A 20,717-nucleotide genomic window follows, 5' to 3' on the forward strand; every position below is an offset into this window, starting at 1 on the left:
CTCCTTATGACTGGGTAATTAAACTCTGTGTTAAACATTATACAAATGTATAAATTTATACAAGTGTATAATTTTGATTTTGAAAATGAGCTTTTGGGTTATGATAGTCACAGAGCGTTGAATGAAGGCTTGATTGGATGGCTCCACCTTTGGTGATATAGCCACAAGCAGCTGAAATAGAATGGAATGAAATGAGTAAGCAAAACAAAGCACCAAGAGAAGAAGCATCAAACAATCGCAAAGATGAGTTGATTGAAGCTACACTGCGTCTAATCGCAACCGATGGGATTAAAGCTGCTACGGTTCGTTCTATTTCTGAACAGGCAAAGGTTACTCAAGGACTGATTCGTTATCATTTCAAGAGTAAAGACGACCTCATCATTGCTGCTTATGAAAAGCACATGACCAATCTAATCGATTTGGCAGCGCAAGCCGCAGAAGGTGAGTTCGATTGTGCTAAGAAACGCCTAGCTCGTTTCGTTCAGGCTTCAGTATTGCCACCGATTGTCGATTCGCAAGCTATTGCACTATGGGCTGGCTTCTTCCAAATGCTGTTTCACAACCCAGCAATGAGAGAAAGTCACCGAAAAACCTATAACTTGCTGCGATTGCACTTAAAAAAGCTGATTGAAGATGTTTTGGTGGAAGAGGCTCGGAGTTTTGATGAGCCCGAACTGAGAAGGCTCAGCATCGCCTGCAACGCGGTACTTGATGGCTTATGGATTGAAGGTGGCGCTTTGCCGGAGGAGCTTAGCTCACAAGAGCTGGTGGATGTGGCTGTGACGACTTTCGGTCAAGTGATTGGTGTCGAGTTGATGAGCCATATTCAATCAGAGCTACAACCACCGTTTTGAATTAACATAGTTTTTGATCCAACAAGAAGCCCCGCATTTGCGAGGCTTTTGCATCTTAGGAGGTTGCGAATTAACGCATGGTAACAAACTCTTCAGAGCCTGTTGGATGGATAGCAACGACTGAGTCGAAGTCCGCTTTGGTAGCACCCATCTTCATTGCTACGCCGAAGCCTTGGATCATTTCATCGACAGCGAAACCAATGCCGTGAAGACCAACTACCGTTTCTTCTTCACCGGCACAAACCAACTTCATCTTACATGGTTGACGGTGCTGAGTGACGGCTGTGTACATAGCGGTAAAGCTTGAAGTGTACACTTTCACGTTCTCTTCGCCGTATTTTGCAACCGCTTCAGGCTGAGTCAGACCGATAGTACCGATTGGTGGATGACTGAATACCACAGTCGGTACTAAGTTGTAGTCCATCTTCGCGTTGGTTTTACCGTTGAACAGACGCTCAGACAATTGGCGACCCGCTTTAACTGCCACAGGAGTAAGCTCGATACCACCTTCCATGATATCACCTACACAGTAGATGCCAGCCACGTTAGTATTTTGGTACTCATCAACTTTGATATAGCCTTGCTCGTTGGTTGCAACGCCCGTTGCAGCTAGGTTGATCGCATCTGTTGCTGGGTGACGACCAATAGCCCAAATTAAAGTATCAACGTTTTGGCTTTCACCATTTTCTAAATGAAGAGTCAGGCTACCATCGGCTTCTTTCACGACTTCTTTTGGAACGCTGTGAGTATGAAGTGTTGGACCTTCAGTATTCATTACTTCAACCAAAGTATCGATGATCATTGGGTCGAAGCTACGTAGTGGTGATTCTTTACGGCAGAATAGGTGAGTTTCTGTACCCAGTGCGTGTAGTACACCAGCAATCTCAACGGCGATGTAACCCGCACCAATTACTGCTACGCGTTTTGGCTGTTCTGCTAAGTCAAAGAAACCGTTTGAGTCGATACCATGTTCCGCACCAGGAATGTTAGGAATGGTTGGGCGACCTCCGACAGCGATCAGAATGTTGTCTGCAGTGTAATGAACACCGTTAACTTCTACCGTTTTCGCGTCGATGAACTTAGCAAAACCGCGAATCACTTCCACTTTGTTGTTACCAAGAACACGGTCATAAGATTGGTGAATGCGACCAATATACGCTTGGCGGCTTTCTACCATTTTTGCCCAGTTGAAGCTTTTCACGTCAACGTCGAAGCCGTAATCAGGTGCGTATAGGTTCATTGCTTCAGCAACTTGAGCACCGTGCCACATTACTTTTTTCGGTACACAGCCAACGTTTACACAAGTACCGCCAAGATCTTTCGCTTCAATCAGTGCGACTTTTGCGCCGTACATTGCAGCGCGGTTTGCTGATGCGATACCGCTGCTACCGCCACCGATACAGATGTAATCAAAATGCGTTGTCATTACTTTCTCCACTTATTTTTATTCGTTTCCCACTTTTTATTCGTTTGCCACAAGCAATTCTAAACAGCTTAGGGATAAGTTGTATTCAGTCTACGATACGGAAAAACCAGAGCAAAGTATTCCCATATTGCTATTCGGTAAGATTATTCAGGAACAATCCATTCCACTTTGTAGTGACCGGTCACTGGTGCGATCGCTTCTTTCAAAAACGGCAGGATTTCCTTCATCTGGCTTTCCAGCTTCCACGGTGGGTTGATAACAATCATGCCTGATGCTGTCATGCCACGCTCATTGGTATCTGGTGAAACACCTAACTCAATTTGTAAAATTTTGTTAATACCAAGATTTTCCAAACCTTCAATCATGTCTTCGATATCACAGCGGTTTACCACCGGATACCAAATAGCATATATGCCCGTTGCCCAACGCTTGTAGCTTTGTGCAATGGCATTGACTACGTCACGGTACTCTTTCGCCAACTCGTAAGGAGGGTCAATCAGTACCAAACCACGACGCTCTTGCGGTGGTAAGCTTGCTTTCAGGCGTTGAAAGCCATCTTCTTTGTAAATCGATACTTGGCGATCACGTTCGAATTCTTGTTCCAACAGAGGGTAATCGCTAGGGTGTAATTCGGTTAATACCATGCGATCTTGCGGACGCAAGTGAGCACGCGCTACACGAGGAGAGCCAGGGTAGTAACGCAGTTCATCACCTTGGTTAAGAGCTTTGATTGCATCGAGGTAGCTCTGAATGTCTTCTGGCACATTATCTTGTTGCCAAATACGTGCGATACCTTGTTTGTATTCGCCAGTTTTTTCAGACCACTCATGAGTTAAGTCGTAACGACCCACGCCAGAGTGCGTATCGTGATATACGAAGGGTTTATCTTTTTGCTGCAGTGCATTGAGGATTAAGCTTTGTACGATGTGTTTCACTACATCTGCGTGGTTTCCTGCATGGAAACTGTGTCGATAACTTAACAAATTCGCCTCTAACCTGTTTCAGGGGATGTCGGTATCAGAAATATTTCGGCTAATTATACACCCAAGTTTCGACAAAATGCTCTGAATCCTGTTCCTTACGAACAGATCACTCTTGAAAATTCACCTTGCTACCTATATTTATTAACCTAACAGACGAGGATATCTCATCCTCACTACTCTCCATAAAAAGGAATGTTTTATGTCGAATCCACTTCTTAGCTTTACGGATTTACCTCCGTTTTCAGACATTAAGCCGGAGCACGTAAAGCCAGCGGTTGAACAGGCAATTGAAGATTGCCGTGCAAAGATTGAACAGGTACTTGAAGGTAATACTGAACCAACTTGGGAAAATGTGATTGCACCTATCGAAGAAGTGGATGATCGCTTGAGTCGTTTATGGTCACCAGTGAGCCATATGAACTCGGTGGTGAACAGCGACGAACTGCGTGAAGCTTATGAAAGCTGTCTGCCAATCCTGTCTGAATACGGCACTTGGGTTGGTCAGCACAAAGGGTTGTTTGAAGCGTATAAAGCAATCAAGAGCAGCGAAACATTCGAAACCTTAACTCAAGCACAAAAGAAGACCATCAAAGATGCACTGCGTGACTTTGAATTGTCGGGTATCGGCTTGCCTAAAGCGGAACAAAAACGCTACGGCGAGATCAGTAAGCGTATGTCTGAGCTGGGCTCTAAATTCTCTAACAATGTGCTTGATGCCACCATGGGTTGGACTAAGCACATTACCGACCAAAATGAGCTAGCGGGCATGCCGGAATCGGCGCTGGCGGCGGCTCAAGCAGCAGCGGAAGGAAAAGGTCTCGAAGGCTACCTGTTAACGTTGGATATCCCTTCTTACCTACCTGTAATGACTTACTGTGATAACCAAGCGCTGCGCAAAGAACTTTACGAAGCTTACGTAACGCGCGCTTCTGACCGTGGTCCGAATGCGGGCAAATGGGACAACACCGAGAACATCGCTGAGTTGCTAAAACTGCGTTATGAAGTGGCGCGTATGCTTGGTTTCAACACCTACAGCGAAAAGTCATTGGCAACCAAAATGGCGGAAACGCCAGATCAGGTTCTGAGCTTCTTGAACAACCTAGCGACAAAAGTGAAACCACAAGGTGAACGCGAAGTTCAGGAGTTGCGTGAGTTTGCTGAGCAAGAGTTTGGCGTTACTTCGTTTGAGCTGTGGGATATTGCTTACTACAGCGAAAAGCAAAAGCAGAAACTGTTTGAGATTTCTGACGAAGAGCTACGTCCTTACTTCCCAGAAAGCAAAGTTGTTTCTGGTCTGTTTGAAGTGCTAAAGCGTGTTTTCGGCATGAAAGTACAAGAGCGTGAAGGTGTGGACACTTGGCATGAATCGGTTCGTTTCTTCGATATTTTCGACAGTAACGGCGCACTGCGCGGTAGCTTCTACCTTGATCTATACGCTCGTGAACACAAACGTGGCGGTGCGTGGATGGATGAGTGTCGCGTGCGTCGTATCAATGCCAATGGTGATCTACAAACGCCAGTGGCTTACCTGACATGTAACTTTAACCGTCCTGTCGGTGATAAACCTGCGCTGTTTACTCATGACGAAGTAGTCACTCTGTTCCACGAAACGGGTCATGGTATTCACCATATGTTGACTCAAGTGGATGTGAGTTCGGTTTCTGGTATCAATGGTGTGCCTTGGGATGCGGTTGAGCTACCAAGTCAGTTCCTAGAAAACTGGTGTTGGGAAGAAGAGGCGCTAGCCTTTATTTCAGGTCACTACCAAACAGGCGAACCTTTACCGAAAGCGATGCTAGACAACATGCTGGCAGCGAAGAACTTCCAATCAGGTATGTTCATCCTGCGTCAACTTGAGTTCGGATTATTCGACTTCACGTTGCACACTACCTATGACCCAGAAGTCGGTCCTCAGGTGCTTGAAACTCTGGCTGAAGTGAAGAAGAAAGTGGCGGTGCTACCAAGTCTTGAGTGGAACCGTTTCTCACACAGCTTTAGCCATATTTTTGCTGGTGGCTACAGTGCGGGTTACTACAGTTACCTATGGGCAGAAGTGTTATCGGCAGACGCGTTCTCTCGCTTTGAAGAGGAAGGTATCTTCAATGCAGAAACAGGTTCAAGTTTCCTCAATAACATTCTAGAAATGGGTGGCAGTGAAGAGCCTATGGAGTTGTTCAAGCGCTTCCGTGGCCGTGAGCCACAAATTGATGCGTTGCTTCGCCATTCTGGTATTGCGGCATAAGTTTATTTGTATTTAGACAATTCAGTTCAAAAAATAACATAACCCTGCTTTAACCAGCGGGGTTATTTGTTAGAGTAACTTTGGTTTTAAAAGGAGATTCCAATGACGCAGTGCCAGAAGTTAAGCTTTTCTTTATTCACGACATTGTTGCTTTTAGGATGCGCTGAACTGAAACAAGCTGGAAAAGAAGTAGGGCATGCGACCCGTGATGCCACAACGGCTATTGGTCATGCAACTCGCGATACGACTAAAGCTATCGGTCATGCTTCTCGCGATGCGGTGACAAATATTAGTAACGATCTCAGCAAAGAGTAATCGTTAGACATTCTTCAACGTGAAGCCAGCAATCACTTGCAGTGCGGCCAATTTGGGTATTTCAGCAAGTTGTTGTTGGTTCAAATCTTCGAGAGTTGTCTGTTTGAGCATTGACTGCATAAATTCAAACTGATGCTCACTTAACGTTATCACCCAAGGGATTCCATTTTCTACATCACAACTCATCATACCTGACTGAGGCTTCATTAGCTCAAGTTCATCAAAGTTTTGCTGACGAATCGCCTGTTGTAAATCAAATAGAGCAAAGTGGGATTTAAACAGCGAGACCCAAGGGTAGAGATGAAGAACAACCCTATTCTGTTGATCATCCGTTAAACGCTCGAGATCGGATAGCGGTCTCACATTGGTTCTTTCCGTCTCAGCAAAGATTTGCTGTCCTCTATCCAGTTGCCACTCAAATATTGCTAATTCAAGCGCATAAGGTGCCGCCCTTGTCACATTAGGACATTTCTCTATAGTTCGATTGAAATGCTCGCCATAACCACTGACGTTGCCTTGCTTGAGTGGATACGAAAGTATGTGGTGGCGGGCAATAGCACCGAAACACTCTTCACCCAACACTGCCAGAAGCATCGGGTAGGTAGCTTGCAGCACCTCTGTCAAACTCATCACAAAGTTATTGCGGTATATCTGTAGCCTGTCGTCCGCACTCAATCGCCCACTTTTAATATCGCAAGCGCTTCCTTGGGCTTGGTAACGTAATGCTTGGGCAAAGGTGGCCTGTAGTTGGGCTAATCCAACGTTCATGATGCTTTCCTCGCCATCATGTCGAAGTTTGTCAGTATCTCGCTGGCTTTACGCGCTTCTGCCAGTAAAACGTCAACAGGTGGGATATCTAAATCCCATTCAATCAGTGTTCTTCGGCTGCCATGTCTTTCACACCAGTTTTGATAGAGTTGCCAGACTTCAGCAGATACTGGTTTGCTGTGGGTATCTATCCATATTTCGCCTTGGGGAAGCGTGTTGATTGAGAATCCCGCAAGGTGAATTTCGTCAACTGCATGTGCGGGAATAGCATCAATGTAGCTTTGACAACTAAAACCATGATTGAAAGCAGAAACATGTACATTGTTTAAATCTAGCAACAAGCGACATTCCGTGCGTTGTTGAACTTGAGCCAGAAACTCCCATTCTGAAATGGTGGAATGATTAAACTGCAAATAGCTGGAAGGGTTTTCAATCAATATCGGACGTTTAATGGCGTCCTGAACGGCAAGTACGTTACGGCAAAAGACATTCAACGCTTCTTCGGTATAGGGAAGGGGTAATAAGTCATTGAAATAGTGTCCGCCATTTTCACTCCAACTTAAGTGGTCTGAAACAAAAAGAGGCTGAATGTCGTCGACTAATGACTTAAGTTGCTGCAATTGGTTGGTATTGATGCTCTGTACAGAACCTAACGAAAGACCAACGCCGTGACAGCTAATCTGATAGTAACTACGAATTTGTCGCAGCTGTTTACGGGTAATCGAATAGGGAGAAAAGTAGTTTTCGCTATGAATTTCTAACCAGCTCACTTGTGGCTCTTGCTGGGCAAAATAGCTGATATGGGGAGCGCGTAATCCGACACCTACTTGGCTATGCAGCATAAAACCTCCGTCAGTCGTATGATGAGTTTGTTATAGCGAAAGAAGGAAAGTGGTGCGCCTTTTGAGCAGAGAGCACCACTTATACCATCCTAGATAAAAATATGCTCAGACTGAGCGTCGGCGAGCAGCGAATAGGCATCAAACGCAAACGCGCATTTATTCGTCCCAGCTCTGCCGAGCCATCCATGGCTCGGAGGGTTTGCTTATCGACGCCCATTCACTGAATCAGGAAATTTTCCAGAATGGTATTAGTTGTATTTTCAACTATTAAGACGACATAGTACTTCCGCCGGAAAGTTTGCCGCACAAACCTTTAGGTACGACAACGAAGGCGTCTTTCTGAGCATCTTTTTTAGAAGTACCTGCGCATGAACTCATTTTAGTCGCGCAGTCGTTTTGACCCGCTTTAGCCACGCCGTAGCATTTTTCCTGATCTGCTGCGACCGCTGATGTTGCTGTTAGCATGGTTCCGCCGACTACAAGTAAGCCTGTTACTGCTGCCGCTACCGCTAAATTTGATTTTTTCATCATCACTTCCTCATGAATTGCTCTTACCTGATATCGCAAGTTAACAATTTGTTAATTGTCGAGCTTGCTTATTGGAAAAGAGAGGAGTGACTAAGAAAAACTTTCACGGAAGGGAATAAAAAACCGACGAATTAAGCAGGTAAATGTGTTAAGCGAATGAAATATGTACCAATCTAAGTACAAAAAAACTTCAACTATTTTTGTTGAGGTCAGAAATCAGAAGCAATAATTTGGTTTGTTTAACGAGCATCTTGGTAGATTTTAGGGTTATAATCGTCATCATTATGTATAAATAACCAGTAGCCAAGTCATGATGGATCCTTCTCTTTTACTCGATGGTTTAAACGACAAACAACGCGAAGCAGTTGCTGCGCCACTAGAAAACCTGCTGGTGCTAGCGGGTGCGGGCAGTGGTAAAACGCGAGTTCTCGTTCACCGTATCGCATGGTTATTATCGGTAGAGCAGGCATCACCGTTCTCAATTATGTCGGTGACCTTTACTAATAAAGCTGCCGCAGAAATGCGGGGTCGAATTGAAGAACTGATGATGGGCAGTTCCTCTGGGATGTGGAATGGTACGTTCCACGGAATTTGTCATCGTATTCTGCGTGCACACTATCTGGATGCGAAACTGCAAGATGATTTCCAAATTATTGATTCTGATGATCAAATTCGTCTGTTGCGCCGCCTAATTAAAGCGCAGAACTTGGATGAGAAGCAGTGGCAAGCGCGTCAGGTATCGTGGTGGATTAACGGTAAGAAAGACGAAGGCTTGCGTCCGGCTCATATTGATGCCTATCGAGATCCTATCACTCAGACTTATCTTCAGCTTTATACCGCCTATCAGGATGCGTGTGATCGCGCTGGATTGGTCGACTTTGCTGAGATCTTGCTGCGAACGTTAGAGTTATTGCGAGATAACAAACATATTCGTGAACACTACCAAGCACGTTTCAAACATATTTTGGTGGATGAATTTCAAGATACCAACAACATTCAATACGCTTGGCTGCGTCTGATGACTGGTAGAGAGACCCACGTGATGATCGTGGGTGATGATGACCAGTCTATCTATGGCTGGCGTGGAGCAAAAGTAGAAAACATTGAGAAGTTTACCCAAGAGTTCCCAAGCGTAAATACTATTCGTCTGGAGCAAAACTACCGCTCAACCAAGACCATTCTTGAAGCATCTAACACTCTGATTGCTAATAACAGTGAGCGTATGGGTAAAGAGCTGTGGACTGATGGTGCCGAAGGTGAGCTAATCTCGGTTTACTCAGCCTACAACGAACTGGATGAAGCACGATTTGTGGTTGGAAAAATCAAAGCGTGGAACGAAGACGGTGGTTCTTTGGAAGATACGGCGATTTTGTACCGTAACAATGCGCAGTCACGTGTGTTGGAAGAAGCACTGATTCAGGCTGGCTTAGCCTATCGAATTTACGGTGGCATGCGATTCTTCGAGCGTCAGGAAATCAAAGATGCATTGAGCTACCTGCGCTTGATTGCTAACCGTAACGACGATACGGCATTTGAACGCGTAGTGAATACACCCACTCGTGGCTTGGGTGATAAAACCTTAGATACTATTCGTTTTGCTGCCCGTGATCGCGGTTGCACCTTATGGGATGCGAGTGTTCTATTGCTAGAAGAGAAAGTACTGGCAGGGCGTGCTGCTACATCGCTTGGTCGCTTTATTGAACTGGTTAACGCACTAGAAGATGACAGTGCAGAAATGTCTTTGCATGAGCAAACTGACCATGTGATCAAAACCTCGGGTCTGTTTGAAATGTACCAACAAGAGAAAGGCGAGAAGTCGAAGGCACGCATAGAGAACTTGGAGGAGCTGGTAACAGCAACTCGTCAGTTCGAAAAGCCGGAAGAAGCAGAAGAGATGACATTGCTAACGGCATTCTTGACCCATGCGGCATTGGAATCTGGCGAAGGTCAGGCAGATGAGTTCGATGATGCGGTTCAGTTAATGACGCTGCACAGTGCAAAAGGCTTGGAATTCCCAATGGTATTCATGGTTGGTGTTGAAGAGGGTATGTTCCCTAGTCAGATGTCAGCAGAAGAAGCTGGGCGTTTAGAAGAGGAGCGCCGCTTGTGTTACGTGGGCATGACCCGTGCCATGAAGAAGCTTTACATCACTTACGCGGAGATGCGTCGTCTGTACGGACAAGATAAGTATCATAAGCCTTCTCGCTTTATTCGCGAGCTGCCAGATAAATGCTTGGATGAAGTGCGAATGAAAGCGCAGGTGAGCCGTCCGGCAAGTAGCGGTCGTTTCAGTCAAACCGTTGTCAAAGAGAGCTTTAATGAGACGGGCTTTACGCTAGGCTCTCGTGTGCGTCACCCGAAATTTGGAGAAGGCACCATCATCAACTTTGAAGGCAGTGGTCCACAAAGCCGCGTTCAGGTTGCGTTTAACGGTGAAGGCATCAAATGGTTGGTTACTGCATACGCCAAGCTGGAACGAGTGTAAGTACGTTTGATTTATTGAAATTAAAACCTAGCCTTAGTGCTAGGTTTTTTTATGTTTACCAGATTGAATGCATCTCGTGCGGAACTGAGGATGGATAAGCAGGGCTAATGCCTTGTCGGGTTTATGTCTCTACCATCCTATATAAAAATATGATCAGACTGAGCATCGGCGAGCAGCGAATGGGCGTCAAACGCGCATTTATTCGTCCCTGAAGCTCCGCCGAGCCATCCATGGCTCAGAGGGGTTGCTTATCGACGCCCATTCACTGATCAGGAAATTTTCCAGAATGGTATCAGCTCCATACTGTTCAGATAAAGAAAAACCCCGAGGGCGTGAGCCCTTCGGGGTTATAGTCTTACTTGCAGCAATCCAGCTACTAATAGGTGCTCCCTGCATCTATTCCTTGATAAGTGTGCTGTATCCTTCAGCGCAATCCTTTCATCGCCATCCTAGCGGTGTCCATGATCTTCCTGATCTGCTAACAATCCTCGTTAGCTCTCATCACTTGTTCCCTGAGCGGTGTCCCTGACATCATCCTGATGTTAAGTCCTTTCCTCATCCAGAGGTGTCCATTGTCATTCCCTTGTCGCTACCATCCTAGTAACGAATGAGTCCGTTCAATGTCCATTTCGCTTTCCAAGCCGATCATTCATCCTGAATAACCGTAACTTCATCCTGAAGCTCACTATCCTTAGTGATCCATTTCCGTGTCAGCATCCTTCCGACAGGATTCATATTACCTACAACGAGGTATTCAGCAACGCAAAGAAATCGTTTGCATGCGGATATTTTTTGTCTAAAAAGTAACTTGTCATTAAAAATCAGTTAGTTAATTGTTTTCGACATCATTTTTCTCGCGCAGAAAGAGATATTTCCCTATCCGTTTGTGAGAGATCTCGCACAAGAATCAAGGGCGATCCGCCATTTTGCATTTTGGATCTAATTGCACAAATATTGAATATCTACCCACATTTATTCGCTTTTAGTGAATGAAACTAGTTAAAGACTGCCAAACAATGGTGAGACCTATAAGCGAAAAAATTACACCACATAGTAGATCGATATAGCGACTTGCCTGATTGAGCTTAGCTTGTAGTCGCTCTGTGGATAGCATCCACGCAAGGCAGGCAAACCAAGCCAAAGATAAGCTCCATAAGATGAGCAGTGCGATACCTTTGCCAGTTACCGACATGCTTGCTGGAACCAGTGTCGACATTAAGCTGACGAAAAAAACCAGAGCTTTAGGGTTAAGGATGTTGGTCATGAAACCGCGCGAAAACGCTTGTCTCTTGTTGCTCAGTAATAATGCTTTTTGGCTGGAGGAAGAGCGTTCTACAGACAAATTCCAGTGCGTTATCGTGGCTTTTAGAGCGCCAAAACCGAGGTAAAGCAAATAGCTGCCTCCGCACAATTGTAGCAGCGCAAACAGTACAGGTTGTTGATGTACCAAATAGCTGATGCCGGTGATGCTAAGAATCGAATGCAGCAAGATACCAAAAGAGAGACCAAGGGCAATATACACACCAGTCTGGCGGCCATAGCGGGTGGCATTTTGCACCACGAGCGCGACATCGGGACCTGGGCTCATGAGAGCTAAAAAATGCACTCCTGCTAAAGTGATAAGAATACTGGCTTCATTCATATTAAGACTCCTACTGCGAATGACGTGATTGTGCCTTGCCCGATTCTTAATGGCTTGTAAATTTTTGACAGTGTGAAGTGTTTAATTTATCGCAGAGGGGGAAACGCCGTAGCAGTGTTTAAAGGCTTTGGTAAAGTGTGCCTGATCGTAGAAACCTACCTGCATGGCGACTTCAGTACCTGTTAAACCACTCTTGACCAGTTTCATTCCCTGTTCGATACGCAGACGAGTTAGCCAAGCGTAAGGTGTCATGTTCATACGCGCTTTGAAATGGCGCTGAAACTGAGTAGGGCTAAGAGAGCAAAGAGTGGCAAGTTGTTCTAAGCGAACCGGCTGATCTAAGTGTGCTAAGAGATACTCTTTCAGTGTTGCCAGTGATTGCTTTCCAAGCGGGATTGCTGCCTTTTGTTTCAAAGTACCATAGCGTTCAACCAATCCACCCAAACCTTCATAGGGCATGCAATCGAGAGCTAATTGACTCAAGTTTGGTTGCATGAGTTTTTTATGTAGTTGGGCAAGAGGTGCAAAGAGATGGGGATCGCTAATGATGAGTTGTTTAAAGCTCAACATATCACTCGGCTGTGTGAACTCTAGGTTATCGGTAAACCAATTCGGTTCGATAGAAAACACTCGCACCTGATAGCCTGAGTCGAGGATAGAGCTACCATCGTGAAGTTCGTCGGGCGGCATGATGATGATATCGCCGTAGCCAACATTATGCTGTGTGCCTTGATGGGAGAATTTTTGTTGTCCGCTGGTCATTAACCCGATGTGAAAATCCAGGTGATAGTGGCGATCGAAAGCAAACTTATGATAATCAGCTTCTATCAAACTTATCCCTTGATCTTGAGTTGATGAGTAGAGGATTTTGTCCATGTTAGGCTTGGTGAAAGAAACCGCAATTCACCAAGCTTAACCAGTCACATTAGAATTGTCTTGTAAAAAACGATCACTTAGCTGCAACAAACGTTGCTGTACGTTTTTTACCTTGGGTCAGTCCGTCATAGCTAAACACCACTAACGCACCCCAGATAAATACGAAAGTGATGGCTTTATCTGTCGAGAACGACTCACCGTAAATCAGTACCGCCAACAAGAACATTAAGCTAGGACCTATGTACTGGAAAAAGCCTAAAGTGGAAAGCTTCAATTTGGTTGCTGCGCCGGTGAAACACAGCAAAGGCAAGGTAGTCACGATACCAGCACTGATCAGTAGTAAATTCAGGTGTAAATCGTTATCCGCCATTGAGCTGGTGGCTGAATTGGCAAACCAAGCTAGGTAGATGAACGCAATTGGCAGTAACACCAAAGTCTCAATGAACAGTCCTGTTTGACCATTCACACTGACCTTTTTGCGCAGCAGACCATAAAAAGCAAATGATAGTGCTAGCGAGAAAGCAACCACAGGCACAGAACCAAAAACGACGATCTGAATTGCCACCCCAATCGCAGCAAGTCCTACCGCAAACCATTGAAGTTTACGCAGACGCTCACCTAAAAACAGCATGCCGAAGACGACGTTGATCAGCGGGTTTATGTAATAACCCAAACTAGCATCAAGCATATGGTTGGCGTTGATTGCCCAAATGAAAATCAGCCAGTTGCCACCGATAAGTAGCGCTGTTGCAATTAGATATAACATCTTCGATTTTGACTGGAAAATGCTGACAACGTTACGCCATTGGTGACTAAAATGTATGATTATCGCTAAAAAGAAAAACGACCAAATAACTCGATGGCAGAGGATTTCCAGAGCAGGGACGAAAGTAATGGTTTTAAAATAAATAGGTGCGACACCCCACATAGTGTAGGCACCGATAGCCAGTAGTACGCCTTTTTTGGCGTTTGTTTGCTCTTCTGGAGTCATTATTTATTCTCGATTGAGAGTGTTCGATACCTGCTACAAATGGCTGCACTTATAGAGGTATTACAGAGTATTTTGAAAGGAATTGGCAGTATATACGTAAAATACCTGACTGTGCAGCTAAGGAATTGCCCGCAAGCAAAATAAAATAGCCATACGGTGGAGGTTTGATTTCTCGCAATTTTCTTTGCGTCGCTTCGAGTTCGCTATTTTCTTATACATTTAGCGGTTTTATTCACTGTTAAACGTCTCTACAATATCGAGCTAATTTTGATGCTTGTGCATCAATGGATTTACCCATCACTGAGACCTTGCATGACTGCCACTTTACTTGCTGAACAATCAGAGTCACCGTTGACTGCGACAGATGTCTTGCGTGACGTATTCGGCTATCAATCTTTTAGAGAAGGTCAGCAAGAAGTTATTGATACGGCGATTGAGGGCAACGACAGCCTAGTCATCATGCCAACTGGTGGTGGTAAGTCTCTCTGTTATCAAATTCCAGCTTTGGTCCGTTCGGGTATCACTGTGGTGATTTCACCGCTGATTTCATTGATGAAAGACCAAGTTGACCAGTTGAAAGCCAACGGTGTGTCAGCGGAATGCGTTAACTCGACACAAACCCGTGAAGAGCTGATCAGTGTTTATAACCGTATGCATGCGGGGCAGGTGAAGCTGATTTATGTCTCACCGGAGCGAGTACTAACTAACGAATTTATTGAGCGTTTGCACAGCATTCCGTTGTCGATGATCGCTGTGGATGAAGCGCACTGTATCTCGCAATGGGGACATGATTTCCGTCCAGAGTATGCATTGCTAGGGCAGTTAAAGCAGCTATTCCCCAATGTGCCGATTATGGCGCTGACTGCAACCGCTGACGACGCGACTCGTAGCGATATTCTGCACCGCCTTAATCTGACTGAGCCTCATATTTATCTCGGCAGTTTTGATCGCCCAAATATCCGCTATACCCTAGTTGAAAAGCACAAGCCGGTTTCTCAAGTCATCCGTTATTTGGGGACGCAAAAAGGGCAGTGTGGAATCATCTATTGCGGCAGCCGCAAGAAAGTGGAAATGCTGACCGAAAAACTGTGCAACAACCACATTCGCGCAGCCAGCTACCACGCTGGGTTAGAAGTGGATGAACGCGCGTACGTGCAGGAAGCCTTCCAGCGAGATGATATTCAGATTGTTGTCGCTACAGTCGCGTTTGGTATGGGTATCAATAAGCCGAACGTCCGTTTCGTGGTTCACTTTGATATCCCAAGAAATATTGAGTCTTACTATCAGGAGACAGGTCGAGCTGGTCGTGATGGTTTACCCGCAGAAGCGATGATGTTATACGACCCTGCTGATATTTCATGGCTTCGCCGTATGTTGGATGAGAAAGACGAAGGTCCTCAAAAGCAGGTTGAAACCCATAAATTGACCGCGATGAGTAACTTTGCCGAAGCGCAGACATGTCGTCGTCAGGTTTTGCTTAATTATTTTGGTGAATATCGTGAAAAGCCTTGTGGTAACTGCGATATCTGCCTTGATCCACCAAAGCATTTTGACGCGACAGATGAAGCGCGCAAAGCGCTGTCGTGTGTTTATCGTATCAACCAAAACTTCGGTATTGGTTATGCGGTTGAAGTGCTGCGTGGCATGCAAAATATCCGCGTGCGCGAAAATGGTCACGATAAAATCTCTACTTACGGTATTGGGCGAGACCACAGCCACGATTACTGGGTGAGCATTTTCCGCCAGTTGATACATAAAGGCATGCTGTATCAAAACATCACCCGAAATTCGACACTGCAACTGACAGAAGAAGCGCGCCCATTGTTGCGTGGTGATATGACGTTGGAATTGGCGGTTCCGCGTCTAGACACCGCTGTTCGCGCGGCTAAATCCGATAAGCTTTCGAGCAAAAATTACGATAAGAAGCTGTTTGCGAAATTACGTAAGCTGCGTAAGTCCATTGCGGATGAAGATGGTTTGCCACCTTACGTGGTGTTCAGCGACGCAACTTTGATTGATATGGCGGAGATTTTGCCAACTTCTTACGGTGAAATGTTGGCAGTCAACGGTGTTGGTCAGCGCAAGCTAGAAAAGTATGCCGACCCATTCTTAGATTTAATTCAGGAGCATTTAACCCATCATGGCTGAGTTCGGTTTAAAGGAATATCTGGCACTAGAAGGTCGACTGATTGTTCAAACTCAGGCGTTTGAATTTGATAGTTTTCCTGCAATGGGTGAGCGTTTACTTACTTTGTTGTCTGCAAGCGCAGTAGAGAAACAACAAGATGCCGATCTTCATTCATGGCTGATTGATTTCGAAGGCTGTCGTTTGATGCTGCGTGCTGAGCACTACAGTGAATGCGTGTGGCTAGAGGCATTGAGCGAAGGGCAGAGCAAAGAAGAACTGGATTTTATTGCAGGCTTATTAGCTCGAGGAATTTAAGATTTTAGTTCTCCCCCTCAGATGAGGGGGAGTTAGAGGGGGGTGAAGTCCACCGAACTTATTAATCACGGCAATCTTAATTAAGTGCGGTGAAAGCAACCCCACCCTGCCTCCCCTTCGAAAGGGGAGGAGCAAAGACTTTTGACTAAGAGGCAGGAGTTAAATAAAAATTAAACCTCGCCAATAAACCCACCAGTTTGGTGAGTCCATAGCTGAGCGTATACTCCATTTTGAGCAAGCAGCTCTTGGTGTGAGCCTTGTTCGATGATTTCACCTTTATCCATGACGATCAGGCGATCCATGGCAGCAATGGTTGATAGTCGGTGGGCGATGGCAATAACGGTTTTACCTTCCATCAGCACTTCAAGGTTCTCTTGAATCGCAGATTCCACTTCAGAGTCCAATGCGGATGTTGCTTCATCCATAATCAGTATCGGAGCGTTTTTCAGTAGTACACGCGCGATAGCGATACGCTGACGCTGACCACCTGAAAGCTTCACGCCTCGTTCACCCACTTCCACATCGTAACCCGTGCGGCCTTGTTCATCTTTCAAATCAATAATGAAATCATGAGCATGTGCTTGCTTGGCTGCGCAGATAAGTGCTTCTTCATCAGCGTTTGGATCGCCATAAAGAATGTTTTCACGAATTGAGCGGTGCAGAAGCGATGTATCTTGCGTGATCATACCGATTTGTTGACGCAGAGATTCCTGTGTCACCGCTGCTATATTCTGACCATCAATAGAAATTGTGCCGGACTGAACGTCGTAAAAACGTAGTAGTAAGTTAACTAAGCTTGATTTACCCGCACCTGAGCGTCCAACAATACCGACTTTCTCACCCGGTTTTAGATCCAGATTCAGCGATTGGAAGACAGGTTTATCTTCACTGTAATGGAAATCGACCTGATTAAATTCCACCTTGCCTTGTGTCACTGTCAAATCAGGCGCATTGGCTACGTCTTTGATTTCAACATCGCTGGAGATGGTGTTCATGCCATCTACTACCGTACCGATGTTTTCGAACAGCGCACTCACTTCCCACATGATCCACTTAGACATGCCCTGAACACGCAAAGCGATACTAATTGCAACTGCAATCACACCCACGGTAACGGCGTTATCTAACCAGAGATTGATAGAGAGCGCAGCGATAGAAAACAGCAACAAGTAGTTAATTGCGTCCACGCTAAATAGTAGGCACGTAACCATACGCATCTGTTTATAAACGGTTTTCAAAAACAGCTTCATGCTGCTTTCGGCATAATCCATTTCACGTTGCGAATGTGAAAACAGTTTTACTGTGGTGATGTTGGTGTAGCTGTCGACGATGCGCCCAGTCATTAATGAGCGAGCATCTGCTTGTTCAGTCGCAACTTGCTTCATTTTCGGGATGAAGTAGAACTGAATGCCCACATAGGTAATCAACCAAATAAGAATAGGCAGCATCAGTATCATATCGGATTCTCCCATCATCCAAATCATCGAAACAAAATAGACAGAGATATACACCAACACATCGACCATTTTCATTACGGTTTCGCGAACAGCAAGGGCACTTTGCATCACTTTTGTGGCAACTCGCCCTGAGAAATCTTTCTGAAAGAAGCCGACGCTCTGTTTCAGCATGTAGCGGTGTACTAACCAGCGGATTGACATCGGGTAATTGCCGAGCAAGGTCTGATGCATGATGTTGGAATGCAGAAACGCCAGTAACGGCATAACCAATGCGACAAGAATCGCCATCGACCAGAGGCGACCGCTTTGGTCTGCCCAAAAGGTGTCTGGATTTTGGCTACTTAGCATATCAACCAACTCACCCATATAACGCAGAAGCGTTACTTCAGCGATAGCAACACAGGCACTTAAAATCGACATGATCAGTAATGGCTTTTCAAAACCACGAGTGTAATGACGGCAAAAAGCAAACAAGGTTTTTGGTGGCTTTTGAGGTTCTTCTTTAGGGAATGCCTCGGTAAGTTTTTCAAACCATTGGAACATGTTTTTTTGACCTAGATTAATGAAATTGAGATTGCTTCGCATTTGTACTTCCAATTGTGATGTTTATCAGTAAAATGCCGTACGCATAATAATGATAATGACAATAGTTCTCAAATTTTTTAGCAGGGGTTACACCATGGTCAATACGCGCCCAACAAGGCTCGGACAATCAATCCGCACCGCTCTTCGCTTTAGCTTGGTGCCATTTTCGCTTCTAATTAGTCAAAACGTTTTGGCAGAAGACGTTGCCAAAAAAGATTCTCAAGCAGTAGAGACTATTGTCGTTACTGCTTCTGCGCTTAAGGTAGATACGCCAGCGCAAGAAACACCGAAGTCAGTTTCAGTGGTAACTGGGCAAGACTTGATTAATCGTGCACCACAAAAATTGGATGAAGCACTTCGTTACACCTCTGGTGTGACCTCTCAACCTTACGGTGCAGATAACGATACTGACTGGATTAAAGTTCGCGGTTTTGATGCTGCGACTTATCTAGATGGAAGCCGTCTATTTAAGGATGGTTACTATACTTGGTTGCTTGAACCGTACGGTTTAGAAAAAGTTGAAGTGCTCAAAGGCCCTGCATCTATCCTTTATGGCGAAGCGCCTCCAGGTGGTGTTGTTAATGCTGTTCAGAAGAAACCAACGGATACACCTCAAGGTGAGGTAGGGTTACAAGTAGGTAGCAATAACCTTCGTTCTTTGTCTTTGGACATTTCTGATTATGCTAATGAAGATGGTTCTATACGCTACCGTTTAGTTGGTTTAATGAAGGAAAATGACGGTGAATTAGACGGTACTGAAAATAATCGCTTTTATATTGCGCCAAGTTTAGCTATCGACATTTCAGATCGTACAACTCTGACTTTACTAACAAGCTATTTAGAAGATAAGGGTGTTCCAACGAACCCGTTTTTCCCTGCTGCCGGTACTTTAACTGCGTCTGATTATGGTTCGATTGACCCATCTACTAACTTGGGTCAACCTGACTACGATAAGTATGAACGTAAACAGATTTCTGCCGGCTACATTATTGAGCATGAATTAAATGATGTTTGGGCTCTGACTCAGAAGTTTAACTACGGGTACAACGAGTTATATCTTCGTAGCAGTTACTCCTTTATGAACTCAGATCCAAGTACAGATACTCTCTACCAAGGACTAGTTTTCCGTGATGGTAAGACAGAAAGTTTTACTGTGGATAATAATGCCATCGCTAAATGGGAATCGTCACGCATCGCTAATACCGTTCTATTTGGTTTAGATCTGCAACACCACAAAACAGATGGTGTAGAAGCTGACAACTATAGCTTTGGTAGTATTAACCCATTCAACCCGGTTTACGGCAACTACACTGCGATTGATGAAGCTGCAGCGGCAGATCGTGAGATCACGAAAGATCAAGCTAGTTTATATGCTCAGTACCAGATTAAATTTGATCAACAATGGATTGCTACACTAGGTGGCCGTTTTGATTCAGTAAAAACAGAAAACGTAAGCCAAGCAAATGCACAGAATAAGAGTCGTACGGACTCAGAGTTTTCGCTTGATGCAGGTGTTATGTACCTTTCTAAAGTGGGTCTATCTCCTTATGTGAGTTATGCGCAATCTTTTGATGTGTTGAGTACAATAGATGGTACAACTGGTGAGCTGTATAAACCGCTAAAGGGTGAGCAAGCAGAAGTTGGTGTGAAATATGAACCAAGTTTTTACAATGGTTACATAAATCTAGCCTTGTTCGATATGACACAAAAGAATGCGTTAGTTACTAATCCAACCACATATGTGGCGACTCAAACAGGCGAAGTAACTTCTCAAGGTGTTGAAGTTGAAACCACTGGATACCTAACAGATAGTCTTAAGTTAACGGCTAGCTATACATACACTAAAGCTGAAACCGATGAAACATCAGGACAAGGAACCAAACAAGCAGCTTTGATTCCTGAACATATGGCCTCTGCATGGCTAGACTTCGATGCAAACAAAGTGGGGCTTGATGGTTGGAAATTTGGCTCTGGTATTCGTTATATCGGTGAGTCAAAAGACAACCCTAAATCCAGCGATTTAACGATTCCAAGTGTTACCCTGGTCGACATGATGGCCTCTTACGACATTACTAAAGCTTGGCAAGCACAGCTAAATGTTAACAACTTATTTGATAAAGAATATATCTCAGGTTGTGACTATTGGTGTTACTACGGCCAATCTCGTAGTGTGGTGCTAAGTGCTAACTATCGCTGGTAATCCTTTTAAACTCACACTTATCAATGAGAGTGAGTTTTTGCTTTAATAATCTCTTCCCGCTTCTTGCGGGAATTGTCGTT

At 44.9% G+C, this 20,717-nt stretch carries 16 protein-coding genes; 7 read left to right on the forward strand and 9 right to left on the reverse strand.

What is annotated here, in order from left to right:
* Positions 1-191: 191 nt before the first annotated feature.
* Positions 192-854, forward strand: a complete 663-nt coding sequence (locus G5S32_RS00380; RefSeq protein WP_165309970.1) for a TetR/AcrR family transcriptional regulator — start codon at positions 192-194, stop codon at positions 852-854.
* 70 nt (positions 855-924) lie between these two features.
* Here G5S32_RS00380 and gorA read toward each other — a convergent pair whose 3' ends face one another.
* Both gorA and G5S32_RS00390 read right to left on the reverse strand, forming a co-directional pair.
* On the reverse strand, positions 925-2,280 hold the full coding sequence (gorA, locus tag G5S32_RS00385) for a glutathione-disulfide reductase (protein ID WP_165309971.1): 1,356 nt from the start codon (positions 2,278-2,280) through the stop codon (positions 925-927).
* A 143-nt stretch (positions 2,281-2,423) separates the two neighbouring features.
* The gene (locus tag G5S32_RS00390) at positions 2,424-3,263 is read right to left on the reverse strand and encodes a 23S rRNA (adenine(2030)-N(6))-methyltransferase RlmJ (protein WP_165309972.1); all 840 of its coding nucleotides are present in this window, start codon (positions 3,261-3,263) and stop codon (positions 2,424-2,426) included.
* A 199-nt stretch (positions 3,264-3,462) separates the two neighbouring features.
* On the opposite strand from G5S32_RS00390, the gene prlC reads away from it, so the two are divergent.
* Together prlC and G5S32_RS00400 are read left to right on the forward strand one after the other, a co-directional pair.
* Positions 3,463-5,505 (forward strand): oligopeptidase A, encoded by a 2,043-nt coding sequence (gene prlC, locus G5S32_RS00395; RefSeq protein ID WP_165309973.1) that lies wholly within the window; start codon positions 3,463-3,465, stop codon positions 5,503-5,505.
* 102 nt (positions 5,506-5,607) lie between these two features.
* Entirely contained in the window at positions 5,608-5,820 is a 213-nt protein-coding gene (locus G5S32_RS00400; RefSeq protein ID WP_165309974.1) for a hypothetical protein, read from the forward strand.
* A gap of 3 nt (positions 5,821-5,823) precedes the next feature.
* Here G5S32_RS00400 and G5S32_RS00405 read toward each other — a convergent pair whose 3' ends face one another.
* The 3 genes from G5S32_RS00405 to G5S32_RS00415 form a co-directional block, all read right to left on the reverse strand.
* On the reverse strand, positions 5,824-6,588 hold the full coding sequence (locus G5S32_RS00405; RefSeq protein ID WP_165309975.1) for an HvfC/BufC N-terminal domain-containing protein: 765 nt from the start codon (positions 6,586-6,588) through the stop codon (positions 5,824-5,826).
* Positions 6,585-7,430, reverse strand: a complete 846-nt coding sequence (bufB, locus tag G5S32_RS00410; RefSeq protein WP_165309976.1) for an MNIO family bufferin maturase — start codon at positions 7,428-7,430, stop codon at positions 6,585-6,587. The genes G5S32_RS00405 and bufB overlap by 4 nt, the downstream gene beginning before the upstream one ends.
* 267 nt (positions 7,431-7,697) lie before the next feature.
* Positions 7,698-7,958 carry a BufA1 family periplasmic bufferin-type metallophore gene (locus G5S32_RS00415; RefSeq protein WP_165309977.1) on the reverse strand — a complete coding sequence of 87 codons (261 nt, stop codon included), beginning with the start codon at positions 7,956-7,958 and terminating at the stop codon, positions 7,698-7,700.
* 310 nt (positions 7,959-8,268) lie between these two features.
* Between G5S32_RS00415 and uvrD the strand changes: the two genes are divergently transcribed.
* Positions 8,269-10,443: a DNA helicase II gene (gene uvrD, locus G5S32_RS00420; protein ID WP_165309978.1), complete on the forward strand. Its 2,175-nt coding sequence runs from the start codon at positions 8,269-8,271 to the stop codon at positions 10,441-10,443.
* A gap of 982 nt (positions 10,444-11,425) precedes the next feature.
* Here the strand turns inward: uvrD and G5S32_RS00425 are convergent.
* From G5S32_RS00425 to rarD, 3 genes are all read right to left on the reverse strand, one after another.
* Entirely contained in the window at positions 11,426-12,085 is a 660-nt protein-coding gene (locus tag G5S32_RS00425) for a LysE family translocator (RefSeq protein ID WP_165309979.1), read from the reverse strand.
* An 81-nt stretch (positions 12,086-12,166) separates the two neighbouring features.
* Entirely contained in the window at positions 12,167-12,961 is a 795-nt protein-coding gene (locus G5S32_RS00430) for an AraC family transcriptional regulator (protein ID WP_165309980.1), read from the reverse strand.
* 73 nt (positions 12,962-13,034) lie between these two features.
* The gene (rarD, locus tag G5S32_RS00435; RefSeq protein ID WP_165309981.1) at positions 13,035-13,952 is read right to left on the reverse strand and encodes an EamA family transporter RarD; all 918 of its coding nucleotides are present in this window, start codon (positions 13,950-13,952) and stop codon (positions 13,035-13,037) included.
* 312 nt (positions 13,953-14,264) lie between these two features.
* Here rarD and recQ point away from each other — a divergent pair, with 312 nt between their 5' ends.
* Together recQ and G5S32_RS00445 are read left to right on the forward strand one after the other, a co-directional pair.
* Entirely contained in the window at positions 14,265-16,100 is a 1,836-nt protein-coding gene (gene recQ, locus G5S32_RS00440) for an ATP-dependent DNA helicase RecQ (RefSeq protein WP_165309982.1), read from the forward strand.
* Positions 16,090-16,395 carry a DUF3630 family protein gene (locus G5S32_RS00445; RefSeq protein ID WP_165312686.1) on the forward strand — a complete coding sequence of 102 codons (306 nt, stop codon included), beginning with the start codon at positions 16,090-16,092 and terminating at the stop codon, positions 16,393-16,395. Before recQ ends, G5S32_RS00445 begins: the two co-directional genes overlap by 11 nt.
* A gap of 170 nt (positions 16,396-16,565) precedes the next feature.
* Here G5S32_RS00445 and G5S32_RS00450 read toward each other — a convergent pair whose 3' ends face one another.
* Positions 16,566-18,395, reverse strand: coding sequence for an ABC transporter ATP-binding protein (locus G5S32_RS00450; protein ID WP_165312687.1), 1,830 nt, complete (start codon positions 18,393-18,395; stop codon positions 16,566-16,568).
* A gap of 136 nt (positions 18,396-18,531) precedes the next feature.
* Between G5S32_RS00450 and G5S32_RS00455 the strand changes: the two genes are divergently transcribed.
* The gene (locus G5S32_RS00455) at positions 18,532-20,637 is read left to right on the forward strand and encodes a TonB-dependent siderophore receptor (protein WP_165309983.1); all 2,106 of its coding nucleotides are present in this window, start codon (positions 18,532-18,534) and stop codon (positions 20,635-20,637) included.
* The last annotated feature ends 80 nt before the right edge of the window (positions 20,638-20,717 follow it).

It is taken from the genome of Vibrio ziniensis, from assembly GCF_011064285.1.
In the GTDB taxonomy this organism is placed as follows: domain Bacteria; phylum Pseudomonadota; class Gammaproteobacteria; order Enterobacterales; family Vibrionaceae; genus Vibrio; species Vibrio ziniensis.

Excerpts from the sequence above, each read along its gene's own strand:
- G5S32_RS00380 (WP_165309970.1), top strand. The coding sequence starts at position 192 with ATGAGTAAGCAAAACAAAGCACCAAGAGAAGAAGCATCAAACAATCGC.
- gorA (WP_165309971.1), bottom strand. The coding sequence starts at position 2,280 with ATGACAACGCATTTTGATTACATCTGTATCGGTGGCGGTAGCAGCGGT.
- prlC (WP_165309973.1), top strand. The coding sequence starts at position 3,463 with ATGTCGAATCCACTTCTTAGCTTTACGGATTTACCTCCGTTTTCAGAC.
- G5S32_RS00400 (WP_165309974.1), top strand. The coding sequence starts at position 5,608 with ATGACGCAGTGCCAGAAGTTAAGCTTTTCTTTATTCACGACATTGTTG.
- G5S32_RS00405 (WP_165309975.1), bottom strand. The coding sequence starts at position 6,588 with ATGAACGTTGGATTAGCCCAACTACAGGCCACCTTTGCCCAAGCATTA.
- bufB (WP_165309976.1), bottom strand. The coding sequence starts at position 7,430 with ATGCTGCATAGCCAAGTAGGTGTCGGATTACGCGCTCCCCATATCAGC.
- G5S32_RS00415 (WP_165309977.1), bottom strand. The coding sequence starts at position 7,958 with ATGAAAAAATCAAATTTAGCGGTAGCGGCAGCAGTAACAGGCTTACTT.
- uvrD (WP_165309978.1), top strand. The coding sequence starts at position 8,269 with ATGATGGATCCTTCTCTTTTACTCGATGGTTTAAACGACAAACAACGC.
- G5S32_RS00425 (WP_165309979.1), bottom strand. The coding sequence starts at position 12,085 with ATGAATGAAGCCAGTATTCTTATCACTTTAGCAGGAGTGCATTTTTTA.
- G5S32_RS00430 (WP_165309980.1), bottom strand. The coding sequence starts at position 12,961 with ATGGACAAAATCCTCTACTCATCAACTCAAGATCAAGGGATAAGTTTG.
- rarD (WP_165309981.1), bottom strand. The coding sequence starts at position 13,952 with ATGACTCCAGAAGAGCAAACAAACGCCAAAAAAGGCGTACTACTGGCT.
- recQ (WP_165309982.1), top strand. The coding sequence starts at position 14,265 with ATGACTGCCACTTTACTTGCTGAACAATCAGAGTCACCGTTGACTGCG.
- G5S32_RS00450 (WP_165312687.1), bottom strand. The coding sequence starts at position 18,395 with ATGTTCCAATGGTTTGAAAAACTTACCGAGGCATTCCCTAAAGAAGAA.
- G5S32_RS00455 (WP_165309983.1), top strand. The coding sequence starts at position 18,532 with ATGGTCAATACGCGCCCAACAAGGCTCGGACAATCAATCCGCACCGCT.